Source organism: Dactylosporangium fulvum (assembly GCF_025137375.1).
Classification (GTDB): Bacteria; Actinomycetota; Actinomycetes; order Mycobacteriales; family Micromonosporaceae; genus Dactylosporangium; species Dactylosporangium fulvum.
Map to the genome: position 1 here is coordinate 4,766,975 of NZ_CP073720.1, position 18,933 is coordinate 4,785,907.

At 70.2% G+C, this 18,933-nt stretch carries 14 protein-coding genes; all 14 read left to right on the forward strand.

What is annotated here, in order from left to right:
- The first annotated feature begins 361 nt into the window (after nucleotides 1–361).
- The 14 genes from Dfulv_RS22370 to Dfulv_RS22440 all read left to right on the forward strand — a co-directional run bounded on the left by Dfulv_RS22370 (nucleotide 362) and on the right by Dfulv_RS22440 (nucleotide 18,929).
- Complete coding sequence (locus tag Dfulv_RS22370; RefSeq protein ID WP_259866409.1) at nucleotides 362–1,324, forward strand: D-alanyl-D-alanine carboxypeptidase family protein; 963 nt, start codon at nucleotides 362–364, stop codon at nucleotides 1,322–1,324.
- Nucleotides 1,325–1,700: 376 nt separating this feature from the next.
- Entirely contained in the window at nucleotides 1,701–3,266 is a 1,566-nt protein-coding gene (locus Dfulv_RS22375) for a GDSL-type esterase/lipase family protein (RefSeq protein ID WP_259866411.1), read from the forward strand.
- A 164-nt stretch (nucleotides 3,267–3,430) separates the two neighbouring features.
- Nucleotides 3,431–4,681: a response regulator gene (locus tag Dfulv_RS22380; protein WP_259866413.1), complete on the forward strand. Its 1,251-nt coding sequence runs from the start codon at nucleotides 3,431–3,433 to the stop codon at nucleotides 4,679–4,681.
- A 60-nt stretch (nucleotides 4,682–4,741) separates the two neighbouring features.
- Nucleotides 4,742–5,125: a response regulator transcription factor gene (locus Dfulv_RS22385; RefSeq protein WP_259866415.1), complete on the forward strand. Its 384-nt coding sequence runs from the start codon at nucleotides 4,742–4,744 to the stop codon at nucleotides 5,123–5,125.
- A gap of 182 nt (nucleotides 5,126–5,307) precedes the next feature.
- A complete protein-coding gene (locus tag Dfulv_RS22390; protein WP_264675842.1) occupies nucleotides 5,308–7,068 on the forward strand; it encodes a S8 family serine peptidase in 1,761 nt (586 codons plus the stop codon).
- Between the two features lie 6 nt (nucleotides 7,069–7,074).
- Nucleotides 7,075–9,384, forward strand: coding sequence for a sensor histidine kinase (locus Dfulv_RS22400; protein ID WP_259866417.1), 2,310 nt, complete (start codon nucleotides 7,075–7,077; stop codon nucleotides 9,382–9,384).
- 81 nt (nucleotides 9,385–9,465) lie between these two features.
- On the forward strand, nucleotides 9,466–10,614 hold the full coding sequence (locus tag Dfulv_RS22405) for a response regulator (protein WP_259866419.1): 1,149 nt from the start codon (nucleotides 9,466–9,468) through the stop codon (nucleotides 10,612–10,614).
- Between the two features lie 60 nt (nucleotides 10,615–10,674).
- The gene (locus Dfulv_RS22410) at nucleotides 10,675–12,723 is read left to right on the forward strand and encodes a PAS domain-containing sensor histidine kinase (RefSeq protein WP_259866421.1); all 2,049 of its coding nucleotides are present in this window, start codon (nucleotides 10,675–10,677) and stop codon (nucleotides 12,721–12,723) included.
- A gap of 414 nt (nucleotides 12,724–13,137) precedes the next feature.
- The gene (locus tag Dfulv_RS22415; RefSeq protein WP_259866423.1) at nucleotides 13,138–13,725 is read left to right on the forward strand and encodes a helix-turn-helix domain-containing protein; all 588 of its coding nucleotides are present in this window, start codon (nucleotides 13,138–13,140) and stop codon (nucleotides 13,723–13,725) included.
- Nucleotides 13,722–14,774 carry an LLM class flavin-dependent oxidoreductase gene (locus Dfulv_RS22420; RefSeq protein ID WP_259866425.1) on the forward strand — a complete coding sequence of 351 codons (1,053 nt, stop codon included), beginning with the start codon at nucleotides 13,722–13,724 and terminating at the stop codon, nucleotides 14,772–14,774. Before Dfulv_RS22415 ends, Dfulv_RS22420 begins: the two co-directional genes overlap by 4 nt.
- Entirely contained in the window at nucleotides 14,764–16,188 is a 1,425-nt protein-coding gene (gene argH, locus Dfulv_RS22425) for an argininosuccinate lyase (RefSeq protein ID WP_259866426.1), read from the forward strand. The genes Dfulv_RS22420 and argH overlap by 11 nt, the downstream gene beginning before the upstream one ends.
- Nucleotides 16,185–17,051 (forward strand): polysaccharide deacetylase family protein, encoded by an 867-nt coding sequence (locus Dfulv_RS22430; RefSeq protein WP_259866427.1) that lies wholly within the window; start codon nucleotides 16,185–16,187, stop codon nucleotides 17,049–17,051. The genes argH and Dfulv_RS22430 overlap by 4 nt, the downstream gene beginning before the upstream one ends.
- Nucleotides 17,048–18,010, forward strand: a complete 963-nt coding sequence (locus Dfulv_RS22435) for a polysaccharide deacetylase family protein (protein ID WP_259866429.1) — start codon at nucleotides 17,048–17,050, stop codon at nucleotides 18,008–18,010. The genes Dfulv_RS22430 and Dfulv_RS22435 overlap by 4 nt, the downstream gene beginning before the upstream one ends.
- Before the next feature lies 1 nt (nucleotide 18,011).
- Nucleotides 18,012–18,929 (forward strand): ABC transporter substrate-binding protein, encoded by a 918-nt coding sequence (locus Dfulv_RS22440; protein ID WP_259866431.1) that lies wholly within the window; start codon nucleotides 18,012–18,014, stop codon nucleotides 18,927–18,929.
- Nucleotides 18,930–18,933: the final 4 nt, after the last annotated feature.

Below are 18,933 nucleotides of genomic sequence, written 5' to 3' on the forward strand. Positions count from 1 at the left end.
CGGCGACGTCGCCGGGTAGCGCGGAGTGCCGCGTTCGTGCCGCGGCCAGACCTTTTGAGCGAACGGGCCGTGGGAGTTCGGGTTGACCAAGACCAGTGTGGAGCCGGTGGTTGTACCGCGGCCGGCTCGTCGTCGAGGGCTGTGGCTGCCTGTGGCCGTGGTGGTCGTAGCACTCGCCGCTGGCGGATTCATCACGTTCAGGCTGACCCGTCCGGTGCCGGTGCCGCGGACCGTGCAGACCGTACCGCAAACGTATGCAATCCCAGGCGATGCTCCGGTGCTGCCGTGGCCGCAGGCCGGGCAGGCGGCGGTTGAGATCGACGGACTCGGCCGACTGGGCACCTCCGGCGATTCACGATCCGTGCCGATCGCCAGCGTCACCAAGGTGATGACCGCGTACCTTGTCCTGCGGGACCATCCCCTGCGCCTGGACGAGGACGGCCCCACGGTGACCGTCTCGGCCGACGAGGCCGCCGCCTATCCGGCCCAGCTCGCCTCCGGCCAGTCGCTGGTCCGGGTCGTGGCCGGCGAGGTGCTCACCGAACGGCAAGCCCTCCAAGCCCTGCTACTGCCCTCGGCCAACAACATCGCCCACATTCTCGCCCGCTGGGACGCTGGTAGCAGCGCCGCGTTCGTGGCCAAAATGAACGAGGCCGCAGCCCGGCTCGGGATGGCGGACACGCGATACACCGACCCGTCCGGGCTCGATCCGGCGACCGTCAGCACCGCCGCCGACCAGGTCATTCTGGCCCGGGCGGCAATGCAGGTGCCGGTGTTGGCGCAGATCGTGGCGATGCCGGAGGCCACGCTCCCCGTGGTCGGGCAGGTCAAGAACGTCAACACACAGCTCGGCCAGGACGGGATCGTCGGCATCAAGACCGGCTCCACCGATGAGGCCGGCGGCTGTCTGCTCTTCGCCGCCGAGATCTCCGCGGAAGGGCGCCGGTTCAGGCTCTTCGGCGCCGTGCTCGCACCCGGCCCGAACTTGGCCGACGCCTTCGCGGCCAGCCGTCGCCTGATCCAAGCCAGCAGCGGTCTGCTGCACCAATATCGGGTCGTGCGCGCCGGCGAGGTCGTGGCGACCGTCCGGGGACCGATGGGCAGGAGCACAACGCTCGCCGCAACCGGCGACGTCGACGTGCTCGGCTGGCCCGGCTTGACGTACCGGATCGATACCCTGGCCACCGTGCCGGGCCGCGTCGCAGCGGGCACCGGCGTCGGCACGCTCAGGCTCACCGCCTCAGCCACGACCGTGACCACCGCCCTGCAGACCACCGGCGCGCTCGCACCACCCAGCTGGTGGGAGCGAATCACGCACGGGTGAGTGCCGGCCGGTCACAACAGGGCGGGCAGGAGGCACGCCGTAACCGGCGGATACGACATTTCGATGGTCGCGGATCAGGCCGTGGCGCACGAGGGTGCCGGCGGGATGCGGTCGTACGGACCGTACGCCGGCCGCACGACGGAGAAGCTCGTGATCGGGAGGAGACCTGGTCGGGCCGATCACGGAGGCCGGGTCGGCTGGTCCGCGGCGATCCGCCGCAGACCACCCCTCCAGCCGGCGCAACCGTTCCAGGCTGTCGGCCACCGGGTCGGGTCCGCTGAGCCGGGTACATTTGCAGCCGCGCGGGCCGGCTCCGAGCCGCGTGTGCCCGCGGAATGCTGTTGTGGCTGCCGTGGACGGGGGTGCAGAGGGAGTCGTGACGTCCGAGCACAGCAAGCGGCACGGTGTGGGTGCCGAGATCCCGGGTGGTGTCGCCCCGTCGGCGGGTGGGCGGCCGCCGCGCCGGCGCAGGCTGGGCGCCGTGCTGCGGGAGGCGCGCTCGCTGCCGACGGTGTTGCTGCTGGCGTTCTGCCTGTTGGTCGGCGTTCCCGCCACCATCGGGCTGACGCCGGCCCAGGAGTTGACGGTCGCCGGTCAGACCCTGTCGGTGGGCGCTCGCCTCCCCAGCCTCTCGGTGTCCGGGCCGGCCCGGCTGGTGCAGATCGGCAACACCCGGCTCGACATCGCGCCGTTGCAGGTCTACGGACCGCTGCGACCGCAGGTGACGCTCGGGCCGATCCAGCGCAACGAGGCGGCCGCCGCCGCGGTCGACCCCGCCACCGGGGCCCAGGTGCGGGCGGCCGCGGTGTCCACGGTCAGCACCGGGTTCCTGCGGTGGTACTGCTGGGCGACGCTCGGCCTGCTCGCCTTCACCCTCGCCGCGACCGCGGTCGCGGCCTACATCCGCATCCTGGTCATCCTCCGCCGGCAGAGCCGGATCCTGCACCGGCAGGTCACGGCGGCGGAGTTGTGGCACAGCGGCGCGGGACAGTTCCGCCGGATGGCGTGCATTGCGGTCGCGGTCACCATGATGTGCTGGGCCGGCACCGGGGCACTGGCCTATACCGGCACGGTGCACGGGCTGCAGAGCGTGCGGTCGCTGTCCGACCTGGTCGGCACCCACCACCTGTCGCCGTTGGCGGTGGGTCCGAAGGTGACCGGCTACACGGGTGCGGTGATCGGTGACTCGCGCGCGGCCCGCGTCGGGGGTGCTCCGGTCGCCGGCGCCACCGCGGACGACATCGCGTGCGGTCGCAGCGCCGACTCCCTCGCCGCCGAGATCGGCATGATGCGGGGCCAGCGGGTGTTGAACCTGGCCTGCTCCGGCGCCTCCGTCCCGCGCGGCCTGCTTGGTCCGCAGGCGCAGGGCGGGCGCACCCTGCCCAGCCAGGTCGGCCGGCTGAAGCAGGTGGACGGGCTGAAGTACGTCGCGGTGGTGATCGGGCCGAACGACCTGTACTGGGCGGACTTCCTGCAGTACTGCTACGCCGTCGCCGACTGCCAGGACCGGCTCACCCAGGGCGAGTTCGACTACCGGCTGGCCACGTTCGACCGGGACTACGGCGAACTGCTGCACAATCTCAACGACCTGCCCGGTCGCCCGCAGATCGTCATCGTGAAGTCGTACGACGTCTTCAACGCGGACGCGAGCTGCGCTGACGCCAGGGGACCGGCCGGCGTCAGCGGGCTGAACCCGAGCAACATCACGTTGCTGTCCAGTCGCAACAAGGCACTCAACGACGTGCTCGTCAGCGGCGCGCAGAAGTACGGGTTCAGCATCGCCTCCCCGCGGCTGGCCCCGCTGTGCACGGACAGCGCCGATCGCCTGGGGGCTGACATCCAAGGGCTGGACGGCACCCACCCGTTCCACCCGACCGGCATCGGATCGATGCGCCTGGCCTCGGCCGTGGTGCAGGCCATCAGGGCGGATACCGGCGCCTGATCCCGCTCAACTCAACCGCTCGCGGACCGATGTGGGGGAGTGGACAGGGACGCCAGGACGGAAAGCCTGGAGGCATGACTACAGAGACTGCTGCGTTCGCAGGGCAGTGTGAGCGGGTGGTACGTGAGGGGTGTCGGGCCGTGGTCACGGACGTCGGCGACGGCATGGCCGCGGAGAGCACCGGTGCCCGCGGCGAGCGGCTGACCGCAGGGGCCGCCGGGTTCGAGACGACCAAGAAGCGGGTGCTGTTCGTCGACGACGAACCGCGGGTTCTCGACGGTTTGCGGCGATCGCTGCGCGGCAAGCGCAACGAATGGGACATGGCATTCGCGACGAGCGGCGCCCAGGCGCTCGAGCTGTTGGCGGAGTCGCGCTGCGACGTCGTCGTGTCAGACATGCGCATGCCCGGTATGGACGGTGCGGAACTGCTGACCCACGTCAGCGAACGGCATCCCGAGGTGGCCAGGATCGTGCTGTCCGGGCACACCGAGCAGGAAGCGGCGATCAGGGTGGCGGTCGCTGGTCATCGTTTCCTCACCAAGCCTTCCGACGTGGGGAGCGTCGTCGCGGCTGTTGAGCAGTTGACGCACAGGACCTCGGCCGCGCACGGGGCTGCTGTGCGTCGCCTCGCCGGTGCGGTTCGGTCGCTGCCGACCCTTCCTGCGCACGTGGGCAGGCTGACGGCGGTGTGGGGGGCGGCCGACGTCGAGGTTGCCGAGGCGGCGCTGGTGGCTTCGCGTGACATCGGGTTCACCGCCAAACTGCTGCAGTTGTCGAACTCCGTCTTCTTCGGTGCCCGCGCCAGGGTGACCTCCGCCGAGAGCGCCATCAACGCATTGGGTCTGCCTACGGTCCAGGCGCTGGTCAATTCCGGCCATCTGCTGTGGTCGTCCGAGCGGTGGGGACCCGCGGTCGAGCGGGAGCTGGACGTCGTCTGGCGGCATGCCGTGGCCACCGCCCGGCTCGTCGGCCTGATGGCCTCGCCGGCCAATCGGCCCTACGCGCAGGCCGCCGCCTTGCTGCAGGACATCGGCTGGTTGGTCGGTCTCGCGCAGACGCGGAGCAACCCGGATCCCGCCGTCGATCTCACGGCGGTGGGCGGCCAGGGACCGACGCACCGGGAAGTGGGAGTCGAGCTGCTGCACCTGTGGGGTCTGCCGTACCCGATCGTGGCGGCGGTGGCCGAGCGCGATCTCCAGCACCGTCCGCGGTCCTCCGGCCTGGGCGTCGCGGCGGCCGTCCGGGCAGCGCATCTGCTCATCCAGCGGACCGACGCCCGGGGCCTACGGCTGGGCACGCACGACGACGAGTTGGCTGAGCTCTTGACACATCCGCAGTTGACGGCGGCTTCCACTGATTGGCGTCGGGCCGCAGAGGAGGTGTCCGAACAGGCTGGGCAGTCGTCCGCACGGTGAGCCACGGCCGCATCAGCGGTGGGAACGGCAGCACCGACGAGCCGAAGAGAAGAGGACGTGATGGCGCAGATCCTGGTAGTCGACGACGATCCGGCCATCCGGCAATTGCTCACCGACGTCCTGGAACTGGAAGGGCACGGGGTCCGGGTGGCGGCGGACGGGCTTGCCGCAATGAGCGCGTTCGAGGCGTTGCGGCCGGACTGCGTGGTGCTCGATCTCATGATGCCGGGCCTTGACGGCTACGGGGTGCTGCGTGGCATCCGCAGTCGCGATGAGGAGCCGGTGCCGGTGATCATGCTGACCGCCGCGGCCGACCGGGACTCCGCCGCACGGGCCTGGGTGGACGGCGCCGACTACTACGTGGCCAAGCCATTCGTTCCCGACGATGTGCTCGACCTGGTTCACCGGCTGCTGCACGAGGGGCCGGTAGCCGGTGCGGTGTGACGAGCGGGGCGGGTGGTGGTGAAACGGGTGCTAACCGGCTGATCGCTTGCGTGGCGGCTGATCGGTGACAGACCATTCCTGTGCACTGTTGGTAATTGGACTATTACTCTACGCGTGGGCGCGATCGACGGTCTCGCGCGGCCGTAGCAGGCTCGCACTGGACGGGAAGGTGAGTCCCAAGGATGGCACTGGACTCGACGGCACGGAGAACGCCGCCGCGCCTTCGACGGGCGGCACTGGCGGCGGTTGCTTCGGTGGTCGTGGCCGCTGTGCTGCCCGCCCCGACCGCCAACGCATCCAGCGGTGTGTGGCGCGACGTCGTGGTGACCGGTCGGAGCGCGGACGGCGCGGCCAGGGCCGTCTCGGCTGCCGGCGGGCGCGTTCTGGCGTCCTTGCCCGTGGTGCACGGTGTTGCGGCGAAGCTGCCACAAGATGCCACGCTGAGCCGGGAATGGGTGGTGACACCGCAACGCGAGTTGGGGGTGGCCTCCGTGCCCGCGGCGGCGGCCGGCACCGCGGTCTCGACCGTCCGCGGGACGCTCGGCCTGCCCGTGAACGGCAACGAGGGTTCGGGCGTCACCGTCGCGGTGGTGGACACCGGTATCGCCGACGTGCCGGATCTGTCCGGGAAGGTGCGGCACCGGGTAGACGTGACCGGTACCGGCGGCGGTGACGGCTTCGGCCACGGCACGTTCATGGCCGGCCTGATCGCCGGTTCGGGAGCCGCATCCGGCGGTGCCTACCGAGGCGTGGCGCCCGCGGCGAAACTCGTCGACGTGAAGGTCGCCGACGCGCAGGGCCGCACCGATCTCATCACGGTGCTGCGCGGCCTGCAGTGGGTCAGCGAACACGCCCATGAGGTACAGGTGCTCAACTTGGCGCTGTCGTCGGACAGCCCGCTGCCGTACCAGATCGACCCGCTGGCCCAGGGCCTCGAGGCGTTGTGGCGGCGCGGGGTCACCGTGGTGGTGCCGGCAGGCAACACCGGACCGAACACCGGCACGGTGACGTCGCCCGGCAACGACCCGGTGCTGCTCACCGCAGGTGGCCTGGTCGAGTCGAGCACCGCGAACCGCGGCGATGACGTGGTCGGTACCTGGTCGGGCCGTGGGCCCACCTGGCAGGCACACTCCAAGCCGGATCTCGTCGCACCGGGCGGGCACATGGTGAGTCTTCGCTCACCGGGCAGCGTGGTGGACAGATCGAACCCGCAGGCGCGGATCGGCAACGGCTACCTCCGCGGCTCCGGCACCTCGATGGCGACAGCGGTCACCGCCGGTGTGGTGGCCGCCGCGATCGCGGTACAGCCCAAACTGCGGCCGGACTCGGTGAAGAACTTGCTGACCGGCACCACGTACACGGCTGCGGGCCTGACCCGGGCGGCCGGTGCGGGCGCGGGCGGTCTGGACGCCGCGCGGGTGCTCGCCGCGGCACCCGGCTGGCGGGCGACCAAGTCCGAGGTGCAGTACGACCGGGACACCGACGCGATCGTCCGGGACGCGCCGCGCTGGGCGGAGCTGGAGAAGGCCGTCCTCGACCGCAACGGCGCCGCCGCTACGTCAGCGTGGAACAAGCTGAGCCCGGCCTCACGCGACTGGGCGACGCGCTCGTGGGCGCAGCTCGACCCGGCGGCCCGGTCCTGGGCGACACAGTCCTGGGCGGTCCGTTCGTGGGCCGGCGCCGGAGGCGAATGGGCCGCCCGGTCCTGGGCTGCCCGCTCGTGGGCGGCCCGCTCCTGGGCCTCCGGCACCTGGACCGCCCGGTCCTGGGCCGGTGCCGACTGGGCGGCCCGCTCCTGGGCCGCGCGGTCGTGGGCGCAGGCCGACTGGACGGCGGCCCGGTCCTGGGCCGGGGACAGCTGGGCGGCCCGCTCGTGGGCGGCCCGGTCCTGGGCCTCCGACCAATGGAGTGCGCGATCCTGGTCCTGGCTGCTCCAGCCGTGACCAGCCGTGACCGCGAGCGCGTCAGAGGCCGGCCGCCCGGGTGACACCCGGTCGGCCGGCCGCGTCCGCACATCGCCGGCCGACCCGGTCGTTCGCCTCGTCACCCGGCTGTGCCTGCTCGGTGGCTTCCTGGCCCTGGCAGTGGTGCTGCTGCTCCCGCATCGCGACAGTGTCCTGCGTGGCGTCGGACTGCCCGCGGTCTGGCTGTTGCCCGCGCTGATCGTCCTGACGGTCCTGGCCGAGATCACTGTGGTCCGGTTGCGCCACGGCGACGCGGTCGAGGCGCTCAGCCTCTACGAGGCCGCGCTCATCATCGACGTGCTGTTGCTGCCGCCCCGTCAGGCGCTGCTCGCCGCCGTGCTCGGGCTGGTCGTCGCCCTTGTCGTGCAACGGCGGCCGATCGTGAAGATACTGTTCAACCTGGGCAACTACACGGCTGCGGTGTCGGCGCTGATCATGGTCGTGCACGCGGTCGGCGGCACTCCCGGCAGCCTGAACGCACGGGTGCTGGCCGGGGTCCTGCTGGGCAGCGTCGCGTTCACCGTCGTCAACCTCGTCTGCATGGCGGCGATCCTGAGCATCGTCACCGGTGACTCGCGGTGGAGCATCATCCGCTCCGAAGCCCGGTTGTCCGCCTACATGGCCGTCGGGACACTGGCCACCGGCCTGACCACCACCGAGATCGGCCTGCACGCGCCGCTGCTGCTGCCGTTCATGGCGATGCCCGCGCTCGCGGTCACCTATGCGTACCGCACCGTGGCTCAGGAGGCTGACGAGCGCGCCCGTTCCGCCCGTCTGCTCAAGGTCTCCCACGCCCTTGCCGAGCGCAACGACCTGGAACGGCGCTTCCTCCACCTCGTCCGCGACGCGTTCGACGTCGACCTCGCGATCATGGTCCTGGACCCGGCCGGCATCGCGTTGACCGCGGACGCCGAAGCCCCGGGCGAACTGTCCACCGGGCCGGTCCCGCACCACCTGATCGACGCGAGGAACGTCGACACCCCGACCTTCGTGGTCCAGAACCTCCCGGCCGACATCCGCCAGTTGCTGGTCGTGCCGCTGGAGGCAGGCGATCGCCGCTTCGGCGTCGCGGCACTGGCGGTCCGCGGGCGGCGTGCCAGGCTGTCCACCCGTGACGTCACGCTGCTGGCGCCGCTCGCCAACGCCCTCGCCGCGGCCATGCGCGGCAGCGAGCACCTGGACCGGCTGATCGAGGAGACGAGCAAGCTGCACGCGATCGTCGAGCAGTCCACCGAGGGCATCTTCATGGTCGGCGGTGACGGCCGGGTCCAGATGTGGAGCCGCGCGATCGCCGAACTCACCGAAGTGAGCAATGCCGAGGCGGGTGGGCGACGACTGGTCGACCTGATCGACGTGCCCGATCCCGACGATCGCGGTTGGCTGTTGCCCGTCACGCCGCAGCACCCACGGGCGACGGTCGAGGTCACCATGCGCCGGCCCGGCGGGGAGCTCCGCCGGGTCCGGCTGGCCCATTCGGCCATCTTCACCGGCGAAACCCTCGTCCGGGACGTGGTGGTGGTGCGGGACATGACCCGCGAACACCGCACCGAACGGCTCAAGTCCGATTTCATCGCCACGGTGTCACACGAGCTACGCACTCCGCTGACCCCGATCCTCGGATATCTTCACCTGCTGCGCACCCGCGGCGACCGGCTTTCCGAGCAGAAGCGCCAGAACGCCCTCGCGCTCATCGCCGACCGGGCCGCGCACATGTCCCGGCTCGTCGAGGACCTGCTGCTCGCCTCGCGCATGGGCGACACCGACGACGACCTGACACCACACGTATCGGTGGGAACGCATGACCTGGCGGTCATCCTCAGGCAGGTCGTGAGCGACCTCGGCACGCCGCGGATCAAGGAAGATCTCCCCGACCACCCGGCGCCGGTGCTCTGCGACTTCGATCGGGCGCTCCAGGTGGCCAGCAACCTCATCGGCAACGCCCTCAAGTACTCGGCGGAGACCGAGGACGTCCGGGTGAGCATGCGGCGCGACGACGACCACGTACACGTCGACGTGTCCGACCGCGGGCGCGGTATCCCGGCCGACCAGCTGGAGAAGGTCTTCGAGAAGTTCCACCGCGTCGAGGACCCCATGACCATGAGCACCAGCGGCACCGGACTGGGCCTGTTCATCTCCCGCCGGCTCGCGCAGGCCATGGGCGGAACCATCGAGGTGAGGTCCGTGCTGAACGTGGGCTCCGTCTTCACACTCACCCTGCGACGCGCCGACCACACGGCCGTCGAGCCGCCCCGGGCGACGAACGCGGAATCCGGGCAGCCCGTTGCCGCCGACTAAGGATCGGCATGCCCCGGCCGATGGAAAGGGTACCCGGGTGCGGATGGACAGCGCGCGGTTCAGCGAGAACAGGAGACGCCGATGGAGGGGAGGCCTCGAGTCCTCTGTGTGGACGATGAGCCGTACGTCCTCGACGGACTGCGGCGATACCTGCGGGCGGACTACGACGTTCTGACGGCGACGCAGCCGCGGGACGCGCTCGAACTGCTCGGTGCCGCCGGAGAGGAACCGGTCGCCGTGGTCGTGTCCGACATGCGGATGCCGCAGATGACGGGTGTGGACGTCCTGGAACGAGTTCGGGAGATCTCGCCCGAAACCACCCGCGTGCTGTTGACCGGAGACGCTGACGTGCAGGGCGCCGTCGCCGCGATCAACGTCGGGAACGTATTCCGGTTCATGCTCAAGCCGTGTCCTCCCGAGGATCTCAAGGCGACGGTCGCCGCCGCCGCCGAACAGAACCGGCTGGTGCGCGCCGAGCGGGAACTGCTCGAGGCCACCCTGAAGGGCTGCGTCGATGCGCTCATGGACACCCTGGGGATGGCGCAACCGGCGCTGTTCAGCCGCGCGGGCCGACTGCAACGCCTCGTACAGCGGTTGTGCCAGCGACTCGAGGTCACGCACGCGTGGCAGATCGAGATCGCGGCCCAGATGGGCGAGATCGGAGCCATCACGCTGCCGCCCGAGACGCTCTCCGGCATGGAGAGTGGCATCCCCGCGAGCGCCGCCGACGCGGAGATGCTGGCTAGGCTGCCCCAGCTTGCCGACAACGTGCTCGCGCGAATCCCGCGCCTCGAGGCGGTACGCGAGATCGTGCGCCATCAGTTGCCGACCGACCGCAGCCCGATGTCGCCGCTGCGCCCGGACGCCCCCGAGGGAGCCTGGATCCTGCAGGCAGTGCGTGAGTTCGACGCACTCGTCTGGAGAGGCATGCCGCCGGATCTCGCGGTCGCCACGCTGTCCGCACGGAAGATATTCGCGCCGGAACTGGTACGCGCGCTCGCCGAAGCCGGCGGCATGCGGGTGCCGCGCGAGGCGGTACGGGAGATCGGCATCGACGACCTCGCGATCGGCCACGAGCTCGCCGACGACGTGTACAGCGCCAAGGGGATGCTGCTCGTGTCGCGCGGACAGGTCATCACCGAGCGGCTGCTCGTCAGGCTGCAGAACTACGAGATGACCACCGGCCTGAAGAGCTCCATCCTCATCGTTGATCTGCCGGGCCCCCGGTAAGGCTTCCGTCGGGGCTCGCGACGTGTGCCGCCGGTCCCATGTCCGAGGTTGAGGTGCGCCATGTTCGGAACGCGCGACGTGCGGAGCATTTCCGTCGAGGCCGACGGTCACGCCTTCGGCGCGGGCCTTGTGATCAGCGAGAACGATCTGCACTTCTTCGCCGACGCCATACCGCACATCATGTGGGTGGTGACGCCCGGTGGGTCGACGACATACGTCAACCGCTGGGGGCTCGAGTACACCGGGCTCTCCCCGGACGCGGACCTTGACCGGAGCTGGGAGGTGGTGCTCTCGTCGGACGACGCCCGCCGTGTCCACACAGCCTGGCAGGAAGCCAGCCGAACCGGGGATCCGTTCGAGTTGGCTTGCCGGGTCCGTCGCGCCGACGGCCGGCGCCGCTGGCACAGTTTCCGGGGTCAGCCGGTCCGCAGGCCCGACGGCCGCACCATCTGGTGGGTCGGTACCGCCACCGACATCGACGATCAGACCATGCTGCAGGAGAGTCTGCGCCGCTCGGACCAGCAGACCGCCGAGACCCTCACGTTGCTCGAGACGATCCAGTCGGCCGCGCCGGTCGGTCTCGGTTTTGTCGACCACGAGTTTCGGTTCGTCCGGGCCAACGAATCACTGGCGTCCATGATCGATCTTCCGCCGGCGCAATTGATCGATCATCCGGTTGCCGAGCTCGTGCCGGCGTTGTGGCCGCAGATCGGGCCCTATTTCCGCCGAGTGCTGGACGCCGGAGAGGCCGTCCGTTGTGTGGAGGTGACCGGGCAGACCGCCGCCGGTCCCGATCGTGTCCGCTTCTGGCTCGCCAGCTACTACCCGGTCCGGGTCGAAGGTGAGGTCATCGGCGTCGGGCTCGTGGTCATTGACATCACCGAACGCAAGCAAGCCGAGGCGTTCCGCTCGGTCGTGATGGAGACCATGGCCGATGGTCTCTACACGCTGGACGACCAGGGCCGGGTGACCTCCGTGAACCGAGCCGCCTCCGAGCTGCTCGGATGGACCGAGGCGGAACTGCTCGGCCGGAAGTTCCACCACGTCGTGCACTACCAGCACGCCGACGGCACGCTGTTCCCGGCCAGCCTGTGCCCGATGTTCCAGGCCCAGAGCGAAGGTCGACCGATCCAGGGTCACGATGAGGTCTACACCCGCAAGGACGGGTCGGTCTTCCCGATCTCGTACTCCTCGACGCCGCTGGACAGCGGGTCCGGAATCGGTGGCACGGTCGTGGTCTTCCGTGACATCACGGAACTGCGGGAGCGGCAGCGGCGTGAGATCGAGGCCCGGCACGGCCAGAGGCTGGAGTCGTTGGGGCAGTTGTCGGCGGGAATCGCGCATGAGATCAACACGCCGATCCAGTTCGTCGGCGACAACATCCGGTTCCTGGCCGAGGCCTACCAGGAGATGCTGGACCTGTTGCAGGTCTACCGGGATTGCCTGGACCCACCCAAGGGGCAGATTTCCTGGGAGGAACGCAGCAAGCGCGCCGCGACGGCCGAAATCGAGGCTGATGTGGACTATCTGACCGCCGAGGTGCCGGCGGCGGTCAGTCAGAGCCTGGAGGGTATCGAGCGGGTCGCGTCGCTGGTGCGGGCGATGAAGTCGTTCACCTACAAGGATTCCAAAGATCGATCGTATGCGAACCTGAACGAGGCGTTGACCACGACCCTGACGGTGGCCCGCAACGAGGTCAAGTACGTCGCTGACGTGGCGCTGGATCTCGGCGAGCTGCCGGACGTCCTCTGCCGCATCGGTGACCTCAACCAGGTCTTCTTGAACCTCGTGGTCAACGCGGCCGACGCGATGGCGGGCAAGGACGAGCGGGGGGTGATCCGCGTCGGCACCCGCACCGAAGGTCCGACGGCGGTGATCAGCATCGCGGACAACGGCTGCGGCATCCCGGAACATCTCCAGCAGAAGATCTTCGAACCGTTCTTCACCACCAAGGAAGTCGGCAAGGGTACCGGTCAAGGGCTGCCGTTGGCGCGTGCGGTGGTCGTCGACGGTCACGGCGGCACGATCGAGGTGCGCTCCACGCCCGGCGAGGGCACCGAGTTCACCGTACGGCTGCCGATCGACGGCAAGCGGCCGGAATCGTCGTAACCGGGGCGCATACGATCGGCCCGCGCCTTGGACGAGTGATAGCGGACCGCGACAGACGCGGCCGAAGCCGCTCGCCTCAGCCCGCTCGCGCCGACGCTCGCCACCCTGGCCGCCCATAGCGCCTGTCGTCGGCTCGCGGCCGTGCCGCGGGATCCTCTGGGCCCAGCGGACGTGGTCCGGCGCAACAGCGCGGTGGCCAGGTGTGGCCCCCCGGTCGGCCGCCAACGGCCCCGCTCTTCACGTCTGTCCCTGGCCGGCGCCGCAGACCAGGGTGGGACGGCCCGGCGCAAGTTCGTTGTCGTGACCTCTTCCCATGAGCGATGACACATGGTTTCCTTTCATGAAACCTGTGTGTCATGACCATGAACCCGCGCCGACGACGGTGAGGTACCAGTGTCGAACAAACGTCCGACTGTGAACGCTGACGGCCCCGACGAAGCGGTCGCGATGTTGGGCGCCCGCCTCCGGGAGGTCCGGCTGCGGCGGCGCGAAACACTCGACTCGCTGGCGGGCCGCAGCGGCCTGACCAAGAGCTTCCTGTCCAAACTCGAGCGCGGACACGCGTCGGTCTCGATGGGGGCACTGCTGCGCATCTGCGCCGCGCTCGACGTCCAGTTGGCCGAGATCATGAACGGCCCGGAGGGACGCCTGGTCCGCGCCGGTGCCCTCACACAGGTGGCACTCGGTGGCGAAGGCCTGACCGAGTATCAGCTCACGCCGGCCGACGAGCACCGGCTCCAGGTCCTGCTCAGCGAGATCAAGCCCGGCGGCGGCTCCGGCCAGGAGTACTACACCTTTCCGGTCGAAGTGGAGTTCGTCCACGTCATCAGGGGTCAGCTGACGGTCTCCCTGGAGGACGAGGTCTACGAGCTCGCGGCCGGCGACTCATTGACGTTCGTCAGCGTGCCGCATGCCTTCCACAATCCCGGCCCCGACCCGGCGACCGTGATGTGGGTGGTAACCCCGGCGCTTCCCACCAACCAACCTAGGAAATCCTCATGACCGTAACCGCGCAACGACGCCTGGGCTTTGCCGTCGGCTACGACCCGTCGGCGTCGGTGGCAGCCATGGCCACGCTGATGCAGCAGGCCGAACAACAAGGCTTCGACATGGGTTTCTTCTCCGAGACCTTCTACACCAACCGGGACTCCGTCTCCGCGATCGCGTCGTTCGCCGGAGCGACCGGCCGGATGGCGCTCGGCACCACGCAGGTGGTGCGGCTGCGCAGCCCGCTGGTGATGGCGCAGACCGCCGCCACCCTGGACGAGCTCACCGGCGGACGGTTTGTCCTCGTGGTCGGTGCCTGCACGGACAAGCACGCCGCTCGCAACGGCCTGCCCCCGCAGAAGCCGTCGGTGGTGCTCCGCGAATACGTGGAGTGTGTCAGGCAGTTGCTCACGGGCAAGCCGGTCACCTTCCACGGCCAGTTCGTCAACCTGGACGGCGTCGGCCTGAACTGGACCCCGTCGCGGAGCGACATCCCGATCTGGATCGCCGGCGCCAGCCCGCTGGGGCTGCGCATCTCGGGCGAGATCGGGGACGGTGTCCTGCTCGACGCCGGGACCTCACCGGAGTACAGCGCCAACGCGCTGGCCATCGTCCGCGAGGCACGGGCCGCCGCCGGCCGGAGCATGGACGGGTTCACCGTCGCGCAGCTCATCAACACCTCGATCGAGGAGACGAAGGCCGCGGCGCTGGACGCTGTGCGCTGGGAGATCGCGTCCAAGTTCAAGTATCCGTCCACGGCACGCGGGAAGGTCCTCGTCGGCGAGCCGAACATCAGCGCCGACGCGCCGGCCGAGCTCTCCGCCATCTTCCATGAGCAGGGGTACGACGCGTTGCTGGCGGCGATTCCGGACTCCTATGTGGACGCGCTGACGGCGTCGGGTCCCGTCCCGGAGGTCAGGCGGCGGCTGGAGTGCTACCGCGCCGCCGGTGTGGACGTGCCGCTGGTACGGGCCGCCTCCACCGCACAGGTGGACAGGCTGCTGGCCGCGGCCGGCGACCTGACCACGGACACGCACGGCTCGGAGGTCCCGGATGTCCAGTGACGGGAAGCTGTGGGGCGGCCGTTTCGCCGACGGCCCCGCGCCGGAGCTCACCGCCTTGTCCCGTTCCGAACCGCGCTATTTCGACCTGCTGCCGTACGACGTCGCGGGATCCCAGGCGCACGTCGAAGGTCTCCGCCGGCTCGGGCTCCTCACCGACGACGAGGCCGGGCGGATCGTCGCGGAACTCGACGCCATCGTCGCCGACCACCGCGCCGGCACACTCGCGCCGACGCCGGCGGACGAGGACGTCCACGGATTCGTCGAACGCGTTCTGGCGCAACGGCTGGGTGCGGTGGCGGGCAAGGTCCGGGCCGGACGCTCCCGAAACGACCAGGCGGCCAACAATTTGCGGCTCTACCTCCGTGACCAGGTGCGGGTGGTGCACGATCAGCTGCTGGACGTCGCGGAGGCGCTGGTCGGCCAGGCGCGCAGGCACCTGCACACCCTGGCCCCGGGCTTCACCCACCTGCAGCCGGCCCAGCCCGTCGTCTTCGGGCACCTGCTGGCCGCCCATGCCCAGAGCCTGAGCCGGGACGCCGGCCGGATCCGGGACTGGGACGCGCGAACGGCGTTCTCCCCGCTGGGTGCCGCCGCGCTCGCCGGTTCCCCGATCGTCCCGCACCCGGAGCACGCGGCACGACAGCTCGGCTACTCCGGTGTGTGCCCCAACTCCATCGACGCCGTGTCCGCCCGCGACCACGTGGCCGAGTTCCTGTTCGTGGCGTCGATGACCGGTGTCCACCTGTCCAGGCTGGCGGACGAGATCTGCATGTGGGTCTCCGACCAGTTCCGGTGGGCGCGCCTGCACGACTCGTACTCGACCGGCAGCTCCATCATGCCGCAGAAGAAGAATCCGGACATCGCCGAACTCACCCGGGGCAAGGCCGGCCGGCTGATGGGCAACCTCACCGGCCTGCTGGGCGCGCTGAAGGGCCTTCCGCTGGCGTACAACAGGGACCTCGCGGAGGACAAGCGCGCCGCGATGGACAGCGTGGACACCCTGTTGTTGACGCTGCCGGCGATGGCCGGGCTGATCCGTACCCTCGAGTTCGACGCCGACCGGATGCGCCGCGACGCGTCGGCCCGGTTCACGCTCGCGACCGAGGTCGCGGACTGGCTGGCGCTGCGTGGTGTCCCGTTCAGCGAAGCGCACGAGATCACGGGCCGGCTGGTGCGGCTGTGCGAGGAACGGGGGTGTGACCTCCCGGACCTGGATCCGGCCGCGCTCCGAAGCGTCGACTCCCGGCTCGTGCCGGAGGTGCTCGCCATCCTCGACATCGGGTCGGCCGTGGCGAGGCGCACCGCGCCGGGCGCGACCGCACCGGAGCGGGTCGCCGAGCAGCTCGATGCGCTCGCCGAGGAGACGTCCGACGCCCGCGGGTGGGCGGCGCGGTACGCCGGTCCGCGGACATGACCGCGGACACGTGGCCGGGCGGCGCCACCTCGTGTGTCGCCCTCGCCTTCGACCTCGACGGCCCGACCGGCGTGGGGATGATCGACGGGAGCATCTGGCGGTCGCCGCGACACTTCAGCCTGGGCGGGTACGACGCGTACCGTGCGCTGCCCCGCGTGCTCGATCTGTTGGAGCGCTTCGGGATCCCGGCCACCTTCTTCGTCCCGGCGGCGGTGGTCGAGCTGTGGCCGGACGCCTGCCGCGGCATCGTCGACCGGGGGCACGAGGTGGCCCACCACGGCTACCAGCACGAGTGCTACTGGGACCTGACACCGGACGAGCAGCACGAGGTGCTGACCCGCTCGCAGGCGGTGTTCCGCAAGCACCTCGGCGCGGCGGCCGTGGGATTCCGGACCCCGTCGGGTGACTGGCACCCGCAGACGCCGCGACTGCTGCTGGAGCACGGCATCTTCTACTCCAGCTCGATGCGGGACGACGAGCGCCCGTACCGGCACACCATCGACGGCGAGGTCACGGAGCTGATCGAGATCCCGGCGCGGGTCGACCTCGACGACTACGCCTACTTCGCCTACCACCGCGACCCCGACTTCCCGCGTGGCCAGGACCGCATCGCCAGTTACCGGCTGACGCTCGACAACTGGCGGCGCGAGTTCGACGGACACCACCGCGCCGGAGCCTGCCTGACGACCATCTGGCATCCGAAGGTGTCCGCCACTCCGGGGCGTGCGATCGTCCTGGAGCGACTGCTGGAGCACATGACGGCGTGCGGCGACGTCTGGTTCGCGCGCTGCCGTGAGGTGGCCGAATGGTGGCGGGCCCGGCCCGAAACCGGGCGGCCACCGGTCACCGGGGGCGTGGCATGAACGCCGAACGCGCGGCCACCGCGCCCGTGGTCCACGAGGACGGCCGGCCGCGGTGGCCCGCGGGCATGGCGTGCGCGGCACTGGTCACGGTGAACTTCGACGCCGAGACGCCGCTGCTGGCGCAGGACCCGGCGATGGCCGACCGGCAGAAGACCCTCTCCGTCATGCGGTACGGCGCGACCCGCGGGTCCCGGCGCCTCCTGGACGTGCTCGACGGTGCGGGCATCCCGGCCGCCTGGTTCGTGCCGGCAGCGGCGGCCGCCGGTCATCCTTCGGTCGTCCGGGACGTGGCACGATCGGGCCACTCGGTCGGGCTGCGCGGCGACGCCTTCGAGCGGCTCGACCGGTTGGACGCCGAGTCCAGGGTCGGGATGCTCAACCGTGCCGCCGAGTCGTTGGCGGCGATCACCGGCACGCCCGTACGCGGTTTCCGCCTGCCGACGGGCGAGTGGCCACTGCCGCTCGCCGCCGAGCTGGTGGACGCCGGCATCAGCTGGTCGTCCTCGTGGTTCGGTGACGACACACCGTTCGTGCTGCCCGCCGGCGAGGGCCGGTCGCTGGTCGAGCTGCCGATCAGCCATGCGCTCGACGACCGGGCGGCGTTCTTCTGGAACGTCAACCCGCCGTTCCCCGCCGGGCAGTCGAGGATCGCGCCCTACGGCGAGGTGCTGGACAACTGGCTCCTGGAGTTCGAGGGCTGCCGCCGTGAAGGACTCCTGTTCGTCCTGCAACTGCATCCCGAGATCTGCGGCACCCCCGGGCGTATCCAACTCGTCGAGGACGTGCTGTCCGCGCTGGCCGGCTCCGGGGACGTGTGGCTCCCCAGCGCCGACCGGATGGCCGCCTGGTGGGCCGACCATCACCCGCTCAACCCGGCCGGGCATCCGGCAGACGTCTTCTTCAGCAACGTCGTCACCACCCCCACAACTGAGAAGTACGGACCCCCGAAAGAGGCATGACATGTCGTTACGTCACCACGTGCGCCGGTCCCGGCCGCTCGCCTACCTCGCCCTGCTCGTCACGGCCGCCCTGACGGTCTCGGCCTGCGGCGACGACTCCGCCGGCACCTCCGGTACCGCCGGCACCCCGAGCGCCGCGCCCACCCAGACCATCCAGGTGACCCTGCCCGACGACATCCGCTCCAAGGGCGTGTTGCGCGTCGGTACGAGCTTCAACTTCCCCCCGATGAACTTCAAGAACGACAAGAACGAGTACGACGGCATCGAGCCGGCGCTGATGGACGCCCTCGGCCAGAAGCTCGGCCTGAAGATCGAACGCGTGGAGTCGAACTTCGCCGGCCTGCTGCCGGGCCTGAAAGCGGACCGGTTCGACATCATCACCTCCGGCATGAACGACACCGCCGAACGCCAGAAGGAGGTCGACTTCGTCGACTACCTGGAAAGCGGCTCGTCGGTGCTGGTGAAGAAGGGCAACCCGCGCGGCATCGACGGACCGGGCGACCTGTGCGGCACGACCGTCGGCGAGACGGTCGGCAGCGTCTACATCGAACAGCTCGAAGGCTTCTCCGCCACGTGCAAGGCCGAGGGCAAGCAACCCATCCAGGTCCAGACGTTGCCCACCGGGTCCGAGGTCGCCCAGGCGATCACGACCGGCCGGGTCGACGCGACCTTCGCCAACCACGTCGCCAACCTCTACTTCGCCAAGCAGACCGGCGGGCAGCTGGCGGTGACGGGGGAGCGGCTGAGCGCGGTTCCGATGGGCATCGCCGTGTCCAAGGGCGACACCGTGCTGGTCGAGGCGATCCGGGCCGGCCTGACCGCCATGATCGAGGACGGCACGTACGAGCGCATCCTCAAGGAGTGGGGAGTCGCGGACGCCGCCCTGAAGACGATCACCGTGAACGGGAAGGCAGCCTGACCGT

Excerpts from the sequence above, each read along its gene's own strand:
- Dfulv_RS22405 (WP_259866419.1), top strand. The coding sequence starts at position 9,466 with ATGGAGGGGAGGCCTCGAGTCCTCTGTGTGGACGATGAGCCGTACGTC.
- Dfulv_RS22380 (WP_259866413.1), top strand. The coding sequence starts at position 3,431 with ATGGCCGCGGAGAGCACCGGTGCCCGCGGCGAGCGGCTGACCGCAGGG.
- Dfulv_RS22440 (WP_259866431.1), top strand. The coding sequence starts at position 18,012 with ATGTCGTTACGTCACCACGTGCGCCGGTCCCGGCCGCTCGCCTACCTC.
- Dfulv_RS22435 (WP_259866429.1), top strand. The coding sequence starts at position 17,048 with ATGAACGCCGAACGCGCGGCCACCGCGCCCGTGGTCCACGAGGACGGC.
- Dfulv_RS22390 (WP_264675842.1), top strand. The coding sequence starts at position 5,308 with ATGGCACTGGACTCGACGGCACGGAGAACGCCGCCGCGCCTTCGACGG.
- argH (WP_259866426.1), top strand. The coding sequence starts at position 14,764 with ATGTCCAGTGACGGGAAGCTGTGGGGCGGCCGTTTCGCCGACGGCCCC.
- Dfulv_RS22420 (WP_259866425.1), top strand. The coding sequence starts at position 13,722 with ATGACCGTAACCGCGCAACGACGCCTGGGCTTTGCCGTCGGCTACGAC.
- Dfulv_RS22410 (WP_259866421.1), top strand. The coding sequence starts at position 10,675 with ATGTTCGGAACGCGCGACGTGCGGAGCATTTCCGTCGAGGCCGACGGT.
- Dfulv_RS22385 (WP_259866415.1), top strand. The coding sequence starts at position 4,742 with ATGGCGCAGATCCTGGTAGTCGACGACGATCCGGCCATCCGGCAATTG.
- Dfulv_RS22430 (WP_259866427.1), top strand. The coding sequence starts at position 16,185 with ATGACCGCGGACACGTGGCCGGGCGGCGCCACCTCGTGTGTCGCCCTC.